Origin of the sequence: Spirillospora sp. NPDC052269 (assembly GCF_040679435.1) — a bacterium.
Taxonomy (GTDB): Bacteria; Actinomycetota; Actinomycetes; order Streptosporangiales; family Streptosporangiaceae; genus Spirillospora.
Map to the genome: position 1 here is coordinate 459,244 of NZ_JBFAUU010000002.1, position 15,809 is coordinate 475,052.

Genomic DNA, 15,809 nt, shown 5'->3' on the forward strand with positions numbered 1-15,809 from the left:
GGTATGCCGACCGAGGCACCACGGCCCGGACATACGATGAAGGTAAGCCTAAGTAGCGCCATGATCCCGGGTGCCTCCTCCGGGACGGACGCTGCGCGTCGAGGAGGTCTTCCTCTGTGACCAAACAGGTCCAGCAACTCGACCGCGTCATCATCCGCTTCGCCGGGGACTCCGGTGACGGTATGCAGTTGACCGGTGACCGCTTCACCCAGGAGACGGCGGCGTTCGGCAACGACTTGTCGACCCTGCCGAACTTCCCGGCCGAGATCCGCGCCCCGGCCGGCACCCTCCCCGGCGTGTCCAGCTTCCAGTTGCACTTCGCCGACCATGACATCCTGACCCCCGGCGACGCGCCGAACGTGCTCGTCGCGATGAACCCGGCGGCGCTCAAGGCCAACCTCGGCGACCTGCCGCGCGGCGCCGACCTGATCGTCAACACCGACGAGTTCACCAAGCGGAACCTGGCCAAGGTCGGGTACGAGGCGAGCCCGGTCGAGGACGAGTCGCTCAGCGAGTTTCGGGTGCACGCGCTGCCGCTCACCTCGATGACGGTCAAGGCGCTCGCGGACTTCGAGATCTCCAAGAAGGACGCCGAGCGGGCCAAGAACATGTTCGCCCTCGGGCTGCTGTGCTGGCTCTACCACCGTCCCACCGAGGGCACGCTCTCCTTCCTGGAGCGCAAGTTCGCCAAGAAGCCCGAGATCATGAAGGCCAACATCGCGGCCTTCCAGGCGGGCTGGTCGTTCGGCGAGACCACCGAGGCGTTCTCCGTCCAGTACGAGATCAAGCCCGCCGAGCACGCGCCCGGCCTGTACCGCAACATCACCGGCAACACCGCGCTCGCCTACGGGCTGGTCGCGGCCGGCGAGCGCAGCGGCCTGCCGGTGTTCCTCGGCTCCTACCCGATCACCCCGGCCTCCGACATCCTGCACGAGCTGTCCAGGCACAAGCGGTTCGGCGTCCGGACGTTCCAGGCCGAGGACGAGATCGCGGCGGTCGGGGCGGCGCTCGGCGCGTCCTTCGGCGGCTCGCTCGGCGTCACCACGACGTCCGGGCCGGGCATCGCGCTGAAGTCCGAGACGATCGGCCTCGCGGTCGCGACCGAACTCCCGCTGCTGGTCATCGACGTGCAGCGCGCCGGGCCGTCCACGGGCCTGCCGACCAAGACCGAGCAGGCCGACCTCATGCAGGCCATGCACGGCCGCAACGGCGAGGCCCCGGTCCCGGTCGTCGCGCCGCGCTCGCCGTCGGACTGCTTCGACGCCGCCATCGAGGCCGCCCGGATCGCGGTCAAGTACCGCACCCCGGTGATCGTCCTGTCGGACGGCTACCTCGCCAACGGCTCCGAGCCCTGGAACATCCCCGCGGTCGACTCCCTGCCGGTGATCGAGCCGAACTTCGCCGAGCCCGACCAGGAGGACTTCCAGCCCTTCAGCCGCGACCCCAAAACGCTCGCGCGGCCGTGGGCCGTGCCCGGCACGCCCGGCCTGGAGCACCGGATCGGCGGCCTGGAGAAGGCGGACGGGTCCGGCAACATCTCCTACGACGGCGCCAACCACGACAAGATGGTCCGGCTGCGGCAGGCCAAGGTCGACGGCATCGCAAGCGACGTCGAGCCGCTCGAGGTGGACGACCCGTCCGGCGAGGCCCGGGTGCTGGTGCTCGGCTGGGGCGGGACGTACGGCGCGATCTCGGCGGCCGTCCGGCGCGTCCGGAAGTCCGGCGGCACGATCGCGCAGGCGCACCTGCGACACCTCAACCCCTTCCCGGCCAACACCGAGGCCGTCCTGCGCTCCTACGACAAGGTCGTGGTGCCGGAGATCAACCTCGGCCAGCTCGCGATGCTGCTGCGCGGCCGGTTCCTCATCGACGTCGTCAGCTACAACCGCGTGCGCGGCCTGCCGTTCAAGGCCGAGGAGCTCGCGGGCGTGATCCGGGATGTGATCGACAGTGAGTGAGACCAACGGCAACGGCGCCGTCAACGGCCATGGCGGCGGCGCCGCGAACGGCCACGGCGTCAACGGCAGCGGCCCCCTCGCGCTGTCGCTGGTGCCGAAGACCGACGCCAAGCAGACCATGAAGGACTTCAAGACCGACCAGGAGGTCCGCTGGTGCCCCGGCTGCGGGGACTACGCGATCCTGGCGGCCGTCCAGTCCTTCCTGCCCGAGCTCGGGCTGCGCAAGGAGAACATCACCTTCGTCTCCGGCATCGGCTGCTCGTCCCGGTTCCCGTACTACATGAACACCTACGGGTTCCACTCGATCCACGGCCGCGCCCCGGCGATCGCCACCGGCCTCGCGACGTCCCGGCCCGACCTGTCAGTGTGGGTCGTCACCGGTGACGGCGACGCGCTGTCGATCGGCGGCAACCACCTGATCCACGCGCTGCGCCGCAACGTCAACCTGAAGATCCTGCTGTTCAACAACCGGATCTACGGGCTGACCAAGGGCCAGTACTCGCCCACCTCCGAGACCGGGAAGATCACCAAGTCCACCCCGATGGGCTCGCTGGACTCCCCGTTCAACCCGCTCTCGCTGGCGATCGGCGCGGAGGGCACCTTCATCGCCCGGACGATCGACTCCGACCGCAAGCACCTCCAGTCGGTGCTGCGCGCGGCGGCCGAGCACCGCGGCACCTCCCTCGTCGAGATCTACCAGAACTGCAACATCTTCAACGACGACGCGTTCGCCCCGCTCAAGGACGCCTCGGTGCGGGACGACATCACCATCCGTCTCGAGGACAAGCAGCCGATCGTGTTCGGCGCCGAGGGCCAGAAGGCCCTGCGCCGCACCCCGACCGGCTCGTTCGAGGTCGTGAACACCGCGGACGTCGACCCGTCCGAGATCGCCGTGCACGACGCGTCCAACCCGGACCCGTCCCAGGCGTTCGCCCTGTCCCGCCTCGACTCCCCGGCCTTCGAGCACACCCCGATCGGCATCTTCCGCAACGTGGACCGCCCGTCCTACGACGAACTGATGCGCGACCAGCTCGACGACGCCGTCGAGACCCAGGGCAAGGGCGACCTGGCCGCCCTCCTGGCCAGCGGCGACACCTGGCGAGTCGACTGACCGTCCCAACGTCGAGGGCCGGGCGGAGGCACCACGAACCCCCTCCGCCCGCCCCTCCAAACCCGGGCCCTCCCAACCCCGGCCCGAAATAGCATGCGGCGGCGATCGCCAGCGGGGCGTCCACGGTTCGCATCACCAATGGGCCATTCGATGCGCGTGTCGGCATGATCGACACACGTTTTGCCCATGAGGGCGAATTTCGTCCGCACCCAAAGTCTGGTTTTGCTCACTTGTTCATGGCCGGATTCGTCCGTGTCGCGACCTCCGCCCCGTCAAGGGGTGCGGCGGCGGGTCCGTTCCTGCAAGACTTGGAGATCAACTGCCGGGGAGGTGACGATGCGGGTCGTTCCGCGCCGCAGCAAGGGTCGTCAGGACACGTCCGCCGGTCCCGCGCCAGAGCAAGCCTCCAAGGGCCGCCACCGCAGCGAGACCCCCGACGCTCCCACGTCCGAGCAGCCCACCGTCCCGGAGGAAGAGCGCGGCCAGCGCCAAGCCCCGGACGCCGACAGCGGCCAACACCACGTCCCGGACGACAAGCCTGACCAGCGCAACGCCCTGGACGAGCAGCGCGGCCAGCGCCAAGCCCCGGACGCCGACAGCAGTCGACACCACGTCCCGGACGACGAGCCTGAGCGGCACAACGCCTCGGACGAGCAGCGCGGCCAGGACGGCGGAGTCGACGGCACTCACAAGCCAAAGCACGCCGCCCCCACGCCGGCACCAACATCGGCGTCGGCCCCCGCACCCGCATCGGAGTCAGGATCGGCACCGAAGCACGCTGCTTCGCCGCCCGCGCCGAAACTGGGCCGACGCGAACGCAAGCGCCTCGAACGCCTCCAAGCCGCGACCGCCGCCCAGCAGTTCGCGCCCTCTCCCAACCCCACGGAAACCGCTGGGCTCGACCTCACGACGCCGTCGGCCACTCCTTCCCACGACGAACCCGCGGCCGGGACGCTTTCGACGCCTCCCTCGCCTCGCCACAGCGCGAAGGGCCGCAGGAGGTCGAAGCAGGCCAAGGAGTCCCAGCCCACCGACACGACCGGAGGGGACGCCGCCATCTCGACTGGCGCCGCCCTCCCGAGCGCCTCCGAGGACGCCTCGGAGGCCCCCGCACAGGGCGGATCTGACGCAGCCGGGTCCACCCCGGACAGCGGCTCCGGCGCCACTGCCATCCCCGGCGCGCCCGCCTCCTCTGGACGTCGCGGCAGGCCTGGTTCGTCCGGACGTCGTGGACGGACGAAGCCCAGCGTGGCTGAAAGCCGTCAGGCTCCTCTGTCCGGCGCGGCCGGAGATGACGCGACGGTGTCCCCCGGTTCCACGGGCCTCGGCTCGTCCGGACGAGGCGGAGGAGCATCCGCCGGCGTCGTGGCGGCCAGTGCGGGCCGAGGTGACGCGGCGGCCGGTTTCGGCGACGGTGACTCGGAGAGTGCGAAGGTCGCGGCTCCTGGTGCGGTTGCCACGTCGACGATGACCCGGCGGCTCGACGTTGAGGCCGACGGGGACGAGGACGGGGACGACACCGTCGCGCGGCGGCGGGCACGCTCGAAGGCTCGGCAGCAGGAAGCGGCCGAGGTCAAGCGGAGCCGTGCCGAGCTGCGCGGCGGGCACACCCGGCAGGACGGACGGGACCAGGCGGCTCGCGAGCATCGCGCGGCGCTCGTCACGATGGTGCTGACCCTGGGCATCCTGATCGCCGCCGTGGCCGTGACGGGCGGGCTGATCGCGAACTCGATGCGGAACCGCCCGGTCGCGCTGACCTCACCGTTGCAGATCTTCCCGGTCGCGCAGACGAGCCCCGGCCAGTGCCCGGCGGGCACGCAGGGCGTCACCGGGCAGACCACCACGGGCCTGGTCTGCTACCAGCTCACGCAGGGCATGGCCATCCGCAAGGTCACCGACCTGCGCGTCCAGCGTGCACGCACCGGTGCCGGCTACGACGTCGCGGTCACGTTGCGTCCCACCGACCGTAAGGCGTTCGCCCAGCTCACCCGCTCGACCGTCGGGCGGGACGTCGCGTTCGTCATCGGTGATCGCCTGATCACCGCTCCGCGCGTCGAGATGGCCATCACCGACGGCAAGGTCGTCATCACCGGCACGCCGGACCGCACCTCCGCCACCCGCCTGGTGCGCGACCTCAAGGGCCACTGACCCCGAACGTCCGACCGGCGTCCCGAGACCGAGAACGCCTGAATGTGCTGAAAGCTCATCGAGAGCTCCTTCCCCTGTGCGCGAATCGTGGACTTCGCTTCCATCGTCGCCGCGGCGGCCACACAACCTCAAGACAATCCACAACCTGTGGATAACTTGGGGCCAGCTGGGGAGAGCAACACCCTGAGCAGCCTGGATCTCCAGTTCGATCTTGAGGCTGTCTCCCACGGCGGCGATGCCCGCCTTGGGGTCTGGGTGAAGCGGACGCCGAGGTCGGCGCGGCGGAGCCGAGCGGTCGCCCGGACGCCGCCCCACGGGTCGGGCCCGGTGCCGAGGTAGGTGAGCCCAGATAGACCGGGCAGGTGTGGCCATTGAGTGTGAGGTGGCCGTCGACGGTCCAGCGGTCGGCGACGGTCCAGCGGTCTTGGCGACGGACGAGTGCGCCGGGTCGATCGTCTACGGGCCAGGCGGCGGGAGTTCGCCCCTCCCACCCACGCGAGGACGGTCCTGCCTGGGTCGACGCGTCCGGACGTGGTGAAAATCAGAACGGACGCGGACGGCGCGCAGCCCACGGCCGTCACGACTCTTGCCGTCGTCCTCCAGGACGGCCGAGCCCGGAGCGACGGGCCGAAGGGTGCGGACGGCCCGCCGCTCCGGGGGTCTTGCAGCGCCCGAGCAGGGGCGGTCTCGGTGTGACCGCCTGGCGGCGGCCGGCTCAGGGCACGTGAGGCACGCGGGTTAGCCACGACGGCGCGAAAACCAGTGCCCGTCCACACCGGACAGTGCGTGGGCCGGTCGTACTACCGGGCGCTCTGCCCTGGCGCGCGCAGGCGGCGAACGCCGACGGCAGCATCCGTCGGCGTCCGGCCCGGGGCCGCCCCGCACGACGGCCCCGGGGGCCTCACTGCTCGGGCCGGACGAGCCGGCGTCCGCTCACGTCGATGAGGGTCAGCGTGGCGGAGCCGACGAGCGATCCGTCCCCGCCGCGAACGACACCGTTCACCTCCGCACCGCCGCCAGCGCCCACACCTGTGGACAACGGGTCGGCCTCCGTCCGGAACGCACTGCCCGCGGCAGGCCCGTCAGCAGCGACGAGACCGTTCACGCTGGTCAGAGCGTCCACAGACGCGCCGACCGCGCTGGTCAGGGCGTCCACAGACCTGCCTTCCGCGTTGGTCAGGGCGTTTTGCGGCTGGGGCATCCGGCGACGACGTGGACGCGGCGACGCTCACGAGGTCTTGCTCGGTCCGGGCGTGGCGTCCGGCGAGGGGGTGGGGGCCGGGGCGTCCGGCGAGGGGGTGGGGGCCGGGGCGTCCGCCGGAGCGGGGGCGGCGGACGCGCCCGGGGTCTCCTCGACGCGGCTCGTGGCGCTGCGCAGCGGCAGTTCCTTCAGGAAGAGGACCACGAAGAATCCGACCACCGCGACCGGGACGCCCACCAGGAACACCGTCTGCAGCGACCGCGTGAACGCCTCCAGGACGATGCCCTTGAACGGTTCGGGCAGGTGCTGGACGGCGTCCGGCGTGCCGAGCGAGGTGCCGCCCGCCGGCGGGCGGACGTGCGCGGCGGCCAGTCCCTCGGCGAGGTGGTGCGTGAGCCGGTTGTTGAGGATCGCGCCGAACGCGGCGGTGCCGATCGCGCCGCCGAGGTTCCGGAAGAAGGAGACGCCGGACGTGGTGGCGGCGAGGTCGGTGATCGCGGCGGCGTTCTGCGCGGCCAGGATCATGATCTGCAGGGTGAGGCCGAGGCCCGCGCCGAGCACCGCGATGTCCGCGCCGATGACCAGCTTGCTGGAGTCGACGTGCAGCCGGGACAGCAGGTACATCGAGCTCGCGACCAGCGCGAGGCCGGCGACCGGGAACCACTTGTAGCGGCCGAGGCGGGTGACGACCTGCCCGGATCCGGTCGAGGTGACGAACATCGCGGCCACCATCGGCAGCGTCATCAGGCCGGACTTGGTGGGCGACATGCCCTTGACGATCTGCAGGTACTGCGGCAGGTAGATCATCGCGCCGAACATCGCGACGCCGACGGCCAGCGAGGCGATCGAGCAGAGCACGAAGGTCGGGTTGCGGAACAGCCGGGGCGGCAGGATCGGCTCGCGCGCCGCGCGCTCGGCGAACACCGCGCCGATCACCAGGACGACCGCGACGGCCGCCAGGACGTAGGTCCAGGCGGAGTTCCAGCCGAACTCCTTGCCGCCCATGGTGAGGATCAGCATGACGACGGTCGCCGCGCCGGTGATGGTGAAGGCGCCGAAGATGTCGATGCGGGTGTCCCGCTTGATCTTCGGGAGCTTCAGCACCTTCTGCATGACCGCGAGCGAGATGATCGCCAGCGGGACGCAGACGTAGAAGCACCAGCGCCAGCCGAGTCCGTCGGCGTCCACGATGAAGCCGCCGAGCATCGGCCCGGCGACGGTCGCGACGCCGAACACCGCGCCCATGTAGCCGGAGTAGCGGCCGCGCTCGCGCGGCGGGACGACGTCGCCGAGGATGACCTGCGCCAGCGCGGACACGCCGCCGACGCCGAGTCCCTGGAACGCGCGGGCCCCGATGAGCTGGCCGATGTTCTGCGACAGTCCGGCGCCGACCGACGCCAGGACGAAGATGACCAGCGCCGACTGGAACATCAGCTTGCGGCCGAGGATGTCCGACAGCTTGCCCCACAGCGGGGTCGAGGCCGTCATCGTCAGCAGCGACGCGCTCGCCACCCAGGACAGCTGGTCCTGGCCGCCGAGGTCCCCGACGATCGTCGGCAGCGCGGTGCCGACCACCGATGTCGAGATCATCGTGGTCAGCATCGCGATCATCAGCCCGGAGAGGATCTCCAGGATCTGCCGGTGCGAGTACCGCACCGGCGCCGTCGCGTGCCCGGCCGTCGCCGCACCCGGACTCCGCGGCACCATGCCGGTCTGAGCCACTCTGTCTCCTGCCCATCGATTACCTGTGTTTTGCATATATGTTATGTAGACGTCCGTTTACTTGCAACGCGGGGATACTGGAAGCGATCAGGATCACGTTGGAGCCGGAGCGATGATCGACCTCATGAGCAACCCGATCGGCGACACCCGTCGTGAGCCCGCCACCACCGGTCCCACCAACGGAGGCACCCGCCCGGAAAGCGGCGGAGGCGGCGAGAAGTGCGAGGAGCACACCACCCGGAAGCGGAACCGCGAGGCGACCGAACGGCGGCTGCTGGACGCGGCGCGCGACCTGTTCGGGGAGCACGGCTACGACGGGGTGACCGTCCGGACGATCGCCGCCGCGGCGGACGCGAACGTCGCGCTGGTCAACCGCTACTTCGGGTCGAAGGCGGCGCTGTTCGGACGGGTTCTGGCGGGCGAGTCGGCCCTGCACGAGGTGATCATCGGGACACCGGACGCCACGAGCCTGCCCCGGCGGCTGGCCGAGCACGTCGTCCGGCAGACGCACCGGGTGCCGCCGAGCCCGCTCCTGCGGATGCTGGACCGCTCGGTCGGGAACCCCGAGGTCCAGGAGATCCTGCGCGAGCACATGGACGAGGTGCTGCTCGGACCGCTGGTCGCCAAGCTCACCGGACCGAACCGGCGCGCCCGCGCGACCGTGGCGGCCCTGATCATCATGGGCGGCGGCCCGGTCCGGCGGATGCTCGACATCGAGGACCTGCGCTCCATCGACCACGCCGAACTCGTCGAACGCCTGACCATCATGTTCGCCGCCGCCCTCGGCGTCCACCCGGACGCCGCCGATGTCCGCCCGAACGCCGCCGATGAGCGCTCCAACGCGGTCGACGTCCACCCGGATGCCGTCGATGAACGCTCCAGCGCCGTCGATGAACGCTTGGGCGCGGTCAATGAGCGCTCGGACGAGTCCTGACGGCCGCTCGCTCGGCCTCGAGGTTCGCGCCGGACGGCCATGACGACCAGGCCGGCGGCCAGGTGGCCGGGGCGGGTCCTGCCTGAGGAGGACGGCCGGGCCGGGAGTACGTCACCGGGCGCATGATCAATTTGGACCAACGGCCGAGCGACCGGCGCGGACCGCCACGTAGTCTGCCGGATATGCGGGTGGGAGGGGGATTCGTGCGACGCTGGGCGGCCATCGGAGGCCCGGGACGACGCTGGGTGGCCGCCGGAGGCGTCGCGGCCCTGGTCGCAGCGGGCGGGCTGGCCTACGGCGTCGGCGTGTCGGACGGACGGGCCGTCGCCTCGTCCGACCAGTGGATCTCCGTGCTGGACGGCCCGCACGACGACCAGCACGTCCGGCTGGACACGGCGTTCTACCGTCCGGCCGGGAGCGGGCGCTCCCCGGCGATCCTGCTCGGCCACGGGTTCGGCGGCACCAAGGACGACATGCGCGCCGAGGCGCGGCGGCTGGCCCGCGACGGGTACGCGGTCCTGACCTGGTCGGCGCGCGGTTTCGGCCGCTCGACCGGTCAGATCGCGCTGGACTCCCCCGACTACGAGGTCAAGGACGTCCGGCAGCTGATCGACTGGCTCTCGCGCCGTCCCGAGGTCCAGTTGGACGGCCCGGGCGACCCGCGTGTGGGCATGACCGGCGAGTCCTACGGCGGCGCGATCGCGCTGATGACCGCCGGATACGACCGCCGCGTCGACGCGATCGCCCCGCGCATCACCTGGAACAGCCTGCCCGACGTCTTCTTCCCCAACGCCGACGGCCGGGGCCCGGAGACCGGCGTCTTCAAGAAGCTGTGGGCCGGGCTCTTCTTCACCAGCGGCGCGGGGGGCTCGGCCTGCGGCCGCTTCCTGCCCTCGCTGTGCACGATGTACCAGCAGGTCGCCGAGTCCGGACGTCCGACGCAGGAGGCCGTGCGCATTCTGGCCGCGTCGAGTCCGGCGTCCGTGGCTGACCGAATCCGGGTTCCCTCGCTACTCATCCAGGGACAATCCGACTCATTGTTCCCACTGGACCAGGCGGACGCGAACGCACGCGCGATCGCCCACAACGATTCGCCCGTGCGAACCGTTTGGTATCAGGGGGGACATGATGGCGGCGATCCCGAGACGAGCCGACTGGAGGGCTATGTACGCACCTGGTTCGACACCTACCTGAAGAACGGCAGACCGGCCTCCGGCCCCACCGGCGGCGCGGCGGTCGGCTCGCGCGGTGGCGGCGGCACGGCCGACTCGCGCGGTGGCGGGGCGGTCGGTGACGGGTTCACCGTGACGCGTGCGGGCGGTATCGACTCGTCCAGCCAGCGTGTGGTCGTGCGCGCCGCGTCCACCGGGACGTATCCGGGCCTGTCGGCGAACTCGCGGACGCTGCCGCTGACAGGAGCGGCGCAGACCGTCCACAACCCGGCGGGCGGCACCCCTGCGTCGATCTCCGCACTGCCCGGCCTCGGCGGCCTGGAAGCGCTGGGCTCACTCGGCGGCCAGGTCATGGGCAGCGGCGGTGACGGTGGCGGCAGCAGCGACGGCGGCGCTGGCGGCGGCGGCGCGGGCGGCGGGGGCGGCTTCGCGCTGGACGTCCCGGGCCAGTCGGCCGTGTTCGACACGCCTGCGCTCACTGGGGCGGTCCAGCTCACGGGAGCCGCATCCGTGCATCTCAAGGTCACAGGCATGGGGTCGGACGGCGCGTCGCTGTTCGCCAAGCTCTACGACGTGGCTCCGGGCGGGGGCGCGACCCAGGCCCGGCGGCTCGCCGCGCCCTTCCACGTGTCCTCACCGGACGACGTGACCGTCACGCTGCCCGCGCTGGACTACCGCTTCGAGGCGGGCCACCGCATCCGCATCATGGTCTCGACGACCGACATGGGCTTCGCGACGCCGCCCCGGCCCGCCGCGTACACGATCGCGGCCACGTCGGGCATCACCGTCCCGTCCGTCCCGTCCCTGCGCACTCCGGCGGCCCCGCTGCCCGCGTGGGTCTGGGCCCTCCCCCTGGCCGCCGCCGCGGTCGCCGCCGGGATCCTCCTCACCGGTCGCAGAAAGCCATCCCTCCCGATCCCCGCCACAGGCGCCGTCCCACGCACAGGCGAAGCCGCCACAAGCACCAAGGCGCGAGCCGAGGAGGCCACTGCGGGCACCGCACCGCAGGCCGACCAGGCCACCGCCTCGTCACCGGCCAAGCCTCCTGCCATCGCCGAGACACAGGAGAACGGGTCAGTCTCCAACAACGGCTCACCGCCGAGCGCCGTCCCCAACAGCGACGCAAAGGCGAACGCCAGCGCTGTCCCAAGCGACGACACACAGGCGGACGCTGCCGTGTCGCGCGGCGGCTCCCGGGCGGGCGGGGACGGGCTGGAGCGACGGTCCGCCGGTGCCGCGTTCGATCCGGGGCTGGCCGAGGTGCCGCTGCAGATCAGTGGGCTGACCAAGGCCTACGCGAACGGGTACCGGGCGGTGTCCGACTTGTCGTTCCGGGTCGAGCGCGGGCAGGTGCTCGGGCTGCTGGGGCCGAACGGCGCGGGGAAGACCACGACGCTGCGCATGCTGATGGGGCTGATCCACCCGGACGAGGGTGAGATCCGGATCTTCGGGCACCGGGTGACGCCGGGCGCGCCGGTGCTGTCGCGGCTCGGGTCGTTCGTCGAGGGGCCGGGGTTCCTGCCGCACCTGTCCGGGCGCGACAACCTCGACCTGTACTGGCGGGCGACGGGCCGTCCGGCCGGATCCGCGCATCTCGAGGAGGCCCTGGAGATCGCGGACCTCGGCGCGGCGCTCGACCGGACCGTCCGCACCTACTCGCAGGGCATGCGGCAGCGCCTCGCCATCGCGCAGGCCATGCTCGGCCTGCCGGACCTGCTCGTCCTGGACGAGCCGACCAACGGCCTCGACCCGCCGCAGATCCGCGAGATGCGCGAGGTGCTGGTGCGGTACGCCGCGGCCGGCCGGACCGTGATCGTGTCCAGCCACCTGCTCGCCGAGGTCGAGCAGAGCTGCACGCACGCGGTGGTCATGGCCGGGGGACGGCGCGTCGCGGCGGGCCCGGTCAGCGAGCTCACCGGCGCCGGACGCCGCCTGGAGGACGCGTTCCTGGAGATCATCGGAGAGGGATCATGACCGGAACCGCACCCCTCAACGGCAGCGCGCCCTCCCCGTCCGAAACCACCGTCCAGGCAACGCCCGAAACCCCGATCGCTCCGCACGCGGCGGACGGTTCGTCCACCGGGTACGCGGTCGGGCGGACGCTGCCGCTGCGCGTCGAGGCGATCCGGCAGTTCCGGCGCCGCCGGACACTGCTGGCGTTCGCGATCCTGCTCGTCCTGCCCTGGGTGCTGGTCGCCGCGTTCAAGATCGGCGGTGACTCGTCCCGGCAGGGCGCACCCGGGCTGGTGGACGTGGCGACCGCGGGCGCGCTGAACTTCGCGCTGTTCACCCTGTTCGTGTCGGCGGGCTTCCTGCTGGTCGTCGCGGTGGCGCTGTTCTGCGGCGACACCGTCGCGAGCGAGGCGAGCTGGTCGTCGCTGCGCTACCTGCTCGCCGCTCCCGTCCCGCGCGCCCGGCTGCTCCGCCAGAAGCTGATCGTCGGACTCGCCTACGCGACCGTCGCCGTCGTCAGCCTGCCGCTGATGTCCCTGGTCGCCGGTGCCGTCGCGTTCGGCTGGCACGACGTCCGGCTGCCGACCGGCGGCACCGTCCCGGTCGGCACCGCGCTCGGCCGCATGGCGATCGTCGTCGCGTACGCCCTGCTCAGCGAGCTGGTGGTGGCGGCGCTGGCGTTCCTGCTGTCGGTCATGACCGACTCCCCGCTCGGCGCGGTCGGCGGCGCGGTCGGCCTGGTGATCGTCAGCAACATCCTGGACGCCGTGACCGCGCTCGGCGGCTGGCGCGACTTCCTGCCCACCCACTGGATGTACGCGTGGACGGACGCCCTCCAGCCGCAGATCCAGTGGACCGGCATGATCAAGGGCACCGCGCTCTCGGTCGCCTACGGCCTCGTCCTGCTGGCCCTGGCGTTCCGCCGCTTCCGCAACCGCGACATCGTCTCCTGACCCCTGCGGAGAACAACCGAAACGATCTTCACCCCCTCCCCTGGGTCACCTTCCCACCGCGCAGGACACGACCGACTTCCGAAAAATCGGTCGAACGGCGCAGAGGGCGTCGCATAAGCTCATCGAACCTCGCGTTCGGCGGTCACGTCGAACGAGGTGAGCGCGACATCGGCTCGATCGAACGGGTTAAACCCGGCCCGACGGGGGAGATGATCACCATGGCACGGCAGCAGCTCGTCAAACGCCCGCGACCCCCACGTCAACCGAGCCCGCTCGACCTCAGGACGCCCTCGGGCCGCCTCCTGCCGTACTGACATCAGCCTTCCGCCTCAGGCGGAACCACCGAGCCGAGCGCCGGATCCCCTCACCTGAGGGGCCCGGCGCTCCGCCGTCTCCTGTTCGCTGAACGCGAACACGCCCTCCAGCGCCCCGCCGCTACCCCTCGTCCGCCCGCTCGAGCCGCGCCAGGAACCGCTCCCGGTCCACCACGGCGCGCTGCACCCGCCCGGTGGCCAGCAGCGTTCCGTCCTCCCCCACGGCCCGGACGTCGAACATCACCCGCCGCCCGTCCCGCTCGCTCAGCTCGGCGACGATCGCCACCAGTGCCCCCACCGGGCTCGCCACCAGGTGATCGATCTCCACCCGCGTCCCTACCGACGTCTCCGTCACGTCGAGCCGTCCCTCAAGCGCCCGCACTGTGGCCGCCTCGAACAGCGCCACCAATCGGGGCGTCGCCAGAACAGGAACATCTCCGGAACCGACGACGACGGCCGTATCCCCCAGAGTCACCTCGAGGTGCAGTTCAACCCGCAGGCCAGAATCCGTCATGGTCACAATGTGCCCGAATTCGCGTGCCCTCGAGCCACCGCCCGCCCCTCCCGCCGCGGCCACAATTACTTTGCGCGGCCGTGAGGTTACCGACCCCCACCTTCGCCGCATCTTCCCCGTTGACGGGGAGAGGAAGCGAGGCGCTCATGGTTCGCCGACGAACCGGCGGGAGGGCGGCGCACAACTGGCCGCTGCTCACCGGAGTCGCCGCCGCCGTCGCGGTGGCCGTCGCGGCGTTCCTCGCCCAGCGCCGCCTCTTCGCAAGCGCCGCGCCCACGCGCGCACCCGCGCGCACGCACGAGGCCGTCCCCGCCCACCCAAGGGAAGGACGCGAAGCACCCATGGCACACAAGCGAACTGCCAGGAAGGCCGGATTCAACTGGCCACTGCTCCTAGGCGTGCTCACCACCATTTGGCTGATCTGGCTCTGGTGGTGGGCCGCCACCCAAGGCGGCCCAGGCTGACCAAGAACCCGCCGCCGGACGCCCGCTAGAGCTCTTTGGGATCCGGAATACCGACCAGGTAGAGCAAGGCGATCTCGTCAAGCGCCTGGCCGGCCATCCGCCGAACCTCCGCCCACGGCGCACCCTCGGCCAGCCCCTCGGCGCTCCATCGCGCCGTGCCGTCCCGGCCGCTCACCTCGCTCAGCAGCCCGTCGATCGCCCGCAGCTCGTCCTTCAGAGCGTCCGACAACAGCCCGGGGGCACGTTCGTCGACGCTCCGGACGACCCAGCTCGTCGCCCAGTCGAAATCCAGTCCGAGCTCGTCCACGCTCCACTCATGCCGCGCGCACCAGGCGATCTGCTCCGAAGGCGACGCGGCCAGCAGCACCAGTGTCTCCGCCAACCGCAACACCGACGCCGGAACGTCAGGAATCTCCCCAAACCCACTCACTCAGCCGCCCCCACACCCACACAACGAACAGCTCATGAGTCGGTCAGCGCGATGTCGTCCTGGCCTGCTCGCGCGCCGCGGATTCCGCTCTCGCCACCGCGTCGTCGAAGGACGTCGCCCGCCACACGGTGACGCTCTCCTCGTAAGGCCGCCCCGCTTCCTGCGGCCAACGGAACAAGCAGCGAACTCCGTACCAACCGGCCTTGTCCGTTCGCGGGTTCATGCGCCGAGATGTGTCAGGAGGTCGTTTCCGGAGGGATACGGAGACTCCTGTGGCAGGAGTCGAGCGGCAGCGTCCAGGTCACGGTTGCCGACGAGCGCGCGGATCTCGCGGGCGAGGGGTGTCACGTCGTTGATGGAGACGATCCATTCGTCCGCGTAACGTCGTGTGGCCTCACCGGACAGGCCCAGTTGCAGGGAGCGGTGGGGCAGGGGGCGCAGGTGCAGATCGCGTTCGGGGTCCCACTGGACGCGGGCCGGTGCGCTCTTGAGCTGGCGCCGCCAGGCGTCGCGATCCGCGTGCAATCCCGACACGTAGTGCGAAAGGCACGCGTGGCGGACGGCCCACTCGAAGCCATCGCGGGTGATCTCGACGGCGAGGACGGTCTCCTGCCCCGACTTCGTGCCCCAACCGCAGCGGTACATCATCCACAGGAAGGACGGCTTGATCCACGTCATCCGATCCCGCTTCCAGGACGCGGGGAACCCGCCTTCGCGCGCTGCCGCCAGCCCGATCTCGGGGGCGTACGCCTGGTAGACGATGATCGTGGACGCCGTGTGCAGAGCACGGATTCGGTGCAGTGGTTCTTCCATGACGTCGATGGTGAGGCCCGCCGTGGACGATCAGCCACCGATTATCCACCGCCGCACGGTTCGCGCCCGGCCCGTTCCGGCCAGGCCCGGCCACCCACCGAACGGCAACCCGTGAGCAACCG

Annotated in this window: 13 protein-coding genes; 7 read left to right on the forward strand and 6 right to left on the reverse strand. The window is 71.2% G+C overall.

What is annotated here, in order from left to right; genetic code table 11:
* Positions 1–116 precede the first annotated feature (116 nt).
* Together AB0L06_RS05560 and AB0L06_RS05565 are read left to right on the forward strand one after the other, a co-directional pair.
* Entirely contained in the window at positions 117–1,958 is a 1,842-nt protein-coding gene (locus tag AB0L06_RS05560; RefSeq protein WP_500229700.1) for a 2-oxoacid:acceptor oxidoreductase subunit alpha, read from the forward strand.
* An 82-nt stretch (positions 1,959–2,040) separates the two neighbouring features.
* Complete coding sequence (locus AB0L06_RS05565; protein WP_500229875.1) at positions 2,041–3,069, forward strand: 2-oxoacid:ferredoxin oxidoreductase subunit beta; 1,029 nt, start codon at positions 2,041–2,043, stop codon at positions 3,067–3,069.
* 315 nt (positions 3,070–3,384) lie between these two features.
* On the opposite strand, the gene AB0L06_RS05570 is transcribed toward AB0L06_RS05565, so the two are convergent.
* Positions 3,385–3,771 carry a hypothetical protein gene (locus AB0L06_RS05570; protein ID WP_500229701.1) on the reverse strand — a complete coding sequence of 129 codons (387 nt, stop codon included), beginning with the start codon at positions 3,769–3,771 and terminating at the stop codon, positions 3,385–3,387.
* A gap of 765 nt (positions 3,772–4,536) precedes the next feature.
* Here AB0L06_RS05570 and AB0L06_RS05575 point away from each other — a divergent pair.
* Entirely contained in the window at positions 4,537–5,217 is a 681-nt protein-coding gene (locus tag AB0L06_RS05575) for a SecDF P1 head subdomain-containing protein (RefSeq protein WP_500229702.1), read from the forward strand.
* A gap of 901 nt (positions 5,218–6,118) precedes the next feature.
* Here the strand turns inward: AB0L06_RS05575 and AB0L06_RS05580 are convergent.
* Positions 6,119–6,418, reverse strand: coding sequence for a hypothetical protein (locus AB0L06_RS05580; RefSeq protein ID WP_500229703.1), 300 nt, complete (start codon positions 6,416–6,418; stop codon positions 6,119–6,121).
* A gap of 27 nt (positions 6,419–6,445) precedes the next feature.
* Positions 6,446–8,125: an MDR family MFS transporter gene (locus AB0L06_RS05585; protein WP_500229876.1), complete on the reverse strand. Its 1,680-nt coding sequence runs from the start codon at positions 8,123–8,125 to the stop codon at positions 6,446–6,448.
* A 139-nt stretch (positions 8,126–8,264) separates the two neighbouring features.
* Here AB0L06_RS05585 and AB0L06_RS05590 point away from each other — a divergent pair, with 139 nt between their 5' ends.
* From AB0L06_RS05590 to AB0L06_RS05600, 3 genes are all read left to right on the forward strand, one after another.
* Complete coding sequence (locus AB0L06_RS05590) at positions 8,265–9,074, forward strand: TetR/AcrR family transcriptional regulator (RefSeq protein ID WP_500229704.1); 810 nt, start codon at positions 8,265–8,267, stop codon at positions 9,072–9,074.
* A gap of 203 nt (positions 9,075–9,277) precedes the next feature.
* Positions 9,278–12,220, forward strand: coding sequence for an alpha/beta fold hydrolase (locus AB0L06_RS05595; protein WP_500229705.1), 2,943 nt, complete (start codon positions 9,278–9,280; stop codon positions 12,218–12,220).
* Positions 12,217–13,152: an ABC transporter permease gene (locus AB0L06_RS05600; protein WP_500229706.1), complete on the forward strand. Its 936-nt coding sequence runs from the start codon at positions 12,217–12,219 to the stop codon at positions 13,150–13,152. The genes AB0L06_RS05595 and AB0L06_RS05600 overlap by 4 nt, the downstream gene beginning before the upstream one ends.
* A 435-nt stretch (positions 13,153–13,587) precedes the next feature.
* Here AB0L06_RS05600 and AB0L06_RS05605 read toward each other — a convergent pair whose 3' ends face one another.
* Positions 13,588–13,980, reverse strand: a complete 393-nt coding sequence (locus AB0L06_RS05605; protein ID WP_500229707.1) for a thioesterase family protein — start codon at positions 13,978–13,980, stop codon at positions 13,588–13,590.
* A 146-nt stretch (positions 13,981–14,126) separates the two neighbouring features.
* On the opposite strand from AB0L06_RS05605, the gene AB0L06_RS05610 reads away from it, so the two are divergent.
* Positions 14,127–14,444, forward strand: a complete 318-nt coding sequence (locus AB0L06_RS05610; RefSeq protein ID WP_500229708.1) for a hypothetical protein — start codon at positions 14,127–14,129, stop codon at positions 14,442–14,444.
* A gap of 25 nt (positions 14,445–14,469) precedes the next feature.
* Here the strand turns inward: AB0L06_RS05610 and AB0L06_RS05615 are convergent, their stop codons facing one another.
* Together AB0L06_RS05615 and AB0L06_RS05620 are read right to left on the reverse strand one after the other, a co-directional pair.
* Entirely contained in the window at positions 14,470–14,826 is a 357-nt protein-coding gene (locus tag AB0L06_RS05615; RefSeq protein ID WP_500229709.1) for a hypothetical protein, read from the reverse strand.
* A gap of 267 nt (positions 14,827–15,093) precedes the next feature.
* Positions 15,094–15,687: a DUF4291 domain-containing protein gene (locus AB0L06_RS05620; RefSeq protein ID WP_500229710.1), complete on the reverse strand. Its 594-nt coding sequence runs from the start codon at positions 15,685–15,687 to the stop codon at positions 15,094–15,096.
* Positions 15,688–15,809 lie beyond the last annotated feature (122 nt).

Bases quoted from the DNA above. Each gene is read 5' to 3' on its own strand.
- AB0L06_RS05575 (WP_500229702.1), top strand. From the start codon at position 4,537: ATGACCCGGCGGCTCGACGTTGAGGCCGACGGGGACGAGGACGGGGAC.
- AB0L06_RS05580 (WP_500229703.1), bottom strand. From the start codon at position 6,418: ATGCCCCAGCCGCAAAACGCCCTGACCAACGCGGAAGGCAGGTCTGTG.
- AB0L06_RS05585 (WP_500229876.1), bottom strand. From the start codon at position 8,125: ATGGTGCCGCGGAGTCCGGGTGCGGCGACGGCCGGGCACGCGACGGCG.
- AB0L06_RS05590 (WP_500229704.1), top strand. From the start codon at position 8,265: ATGAGCAACCCGATCGGCGACACCCGTCGTGAGCCCGCCACCACCGGT.
- AB0L06_RS05600 (WP_500229706.1), top strand. From the start codon at position 12,217: ATGACCGGAACCGCACCCCTCAACGGCAGCGCGCCCTCCCCGTCCGAA.
- AB0L06_RS05605 (WP_500229707.1), bottom strand. From the start codon at position 13,980: ATGACGGATTCTGGCCTGCGGGTTGAACTGCACCTCGAGGTGACTCTG.
- AB0L06_RS05610 (WP_500229708.1), top strand. From the start codon at position 14,127: ATGGTTCGCCGACGAACCGGCGGGAGGGCGGCGCACAACTGGCCGCTG.
- AB0L06_RS05620 (WP_500229710.1), bottom strand. From the start codon at position 15,687: ATGGAAGAACCACTGCACCGAATCCGTGCTCTGCACACGGCGTCCACG.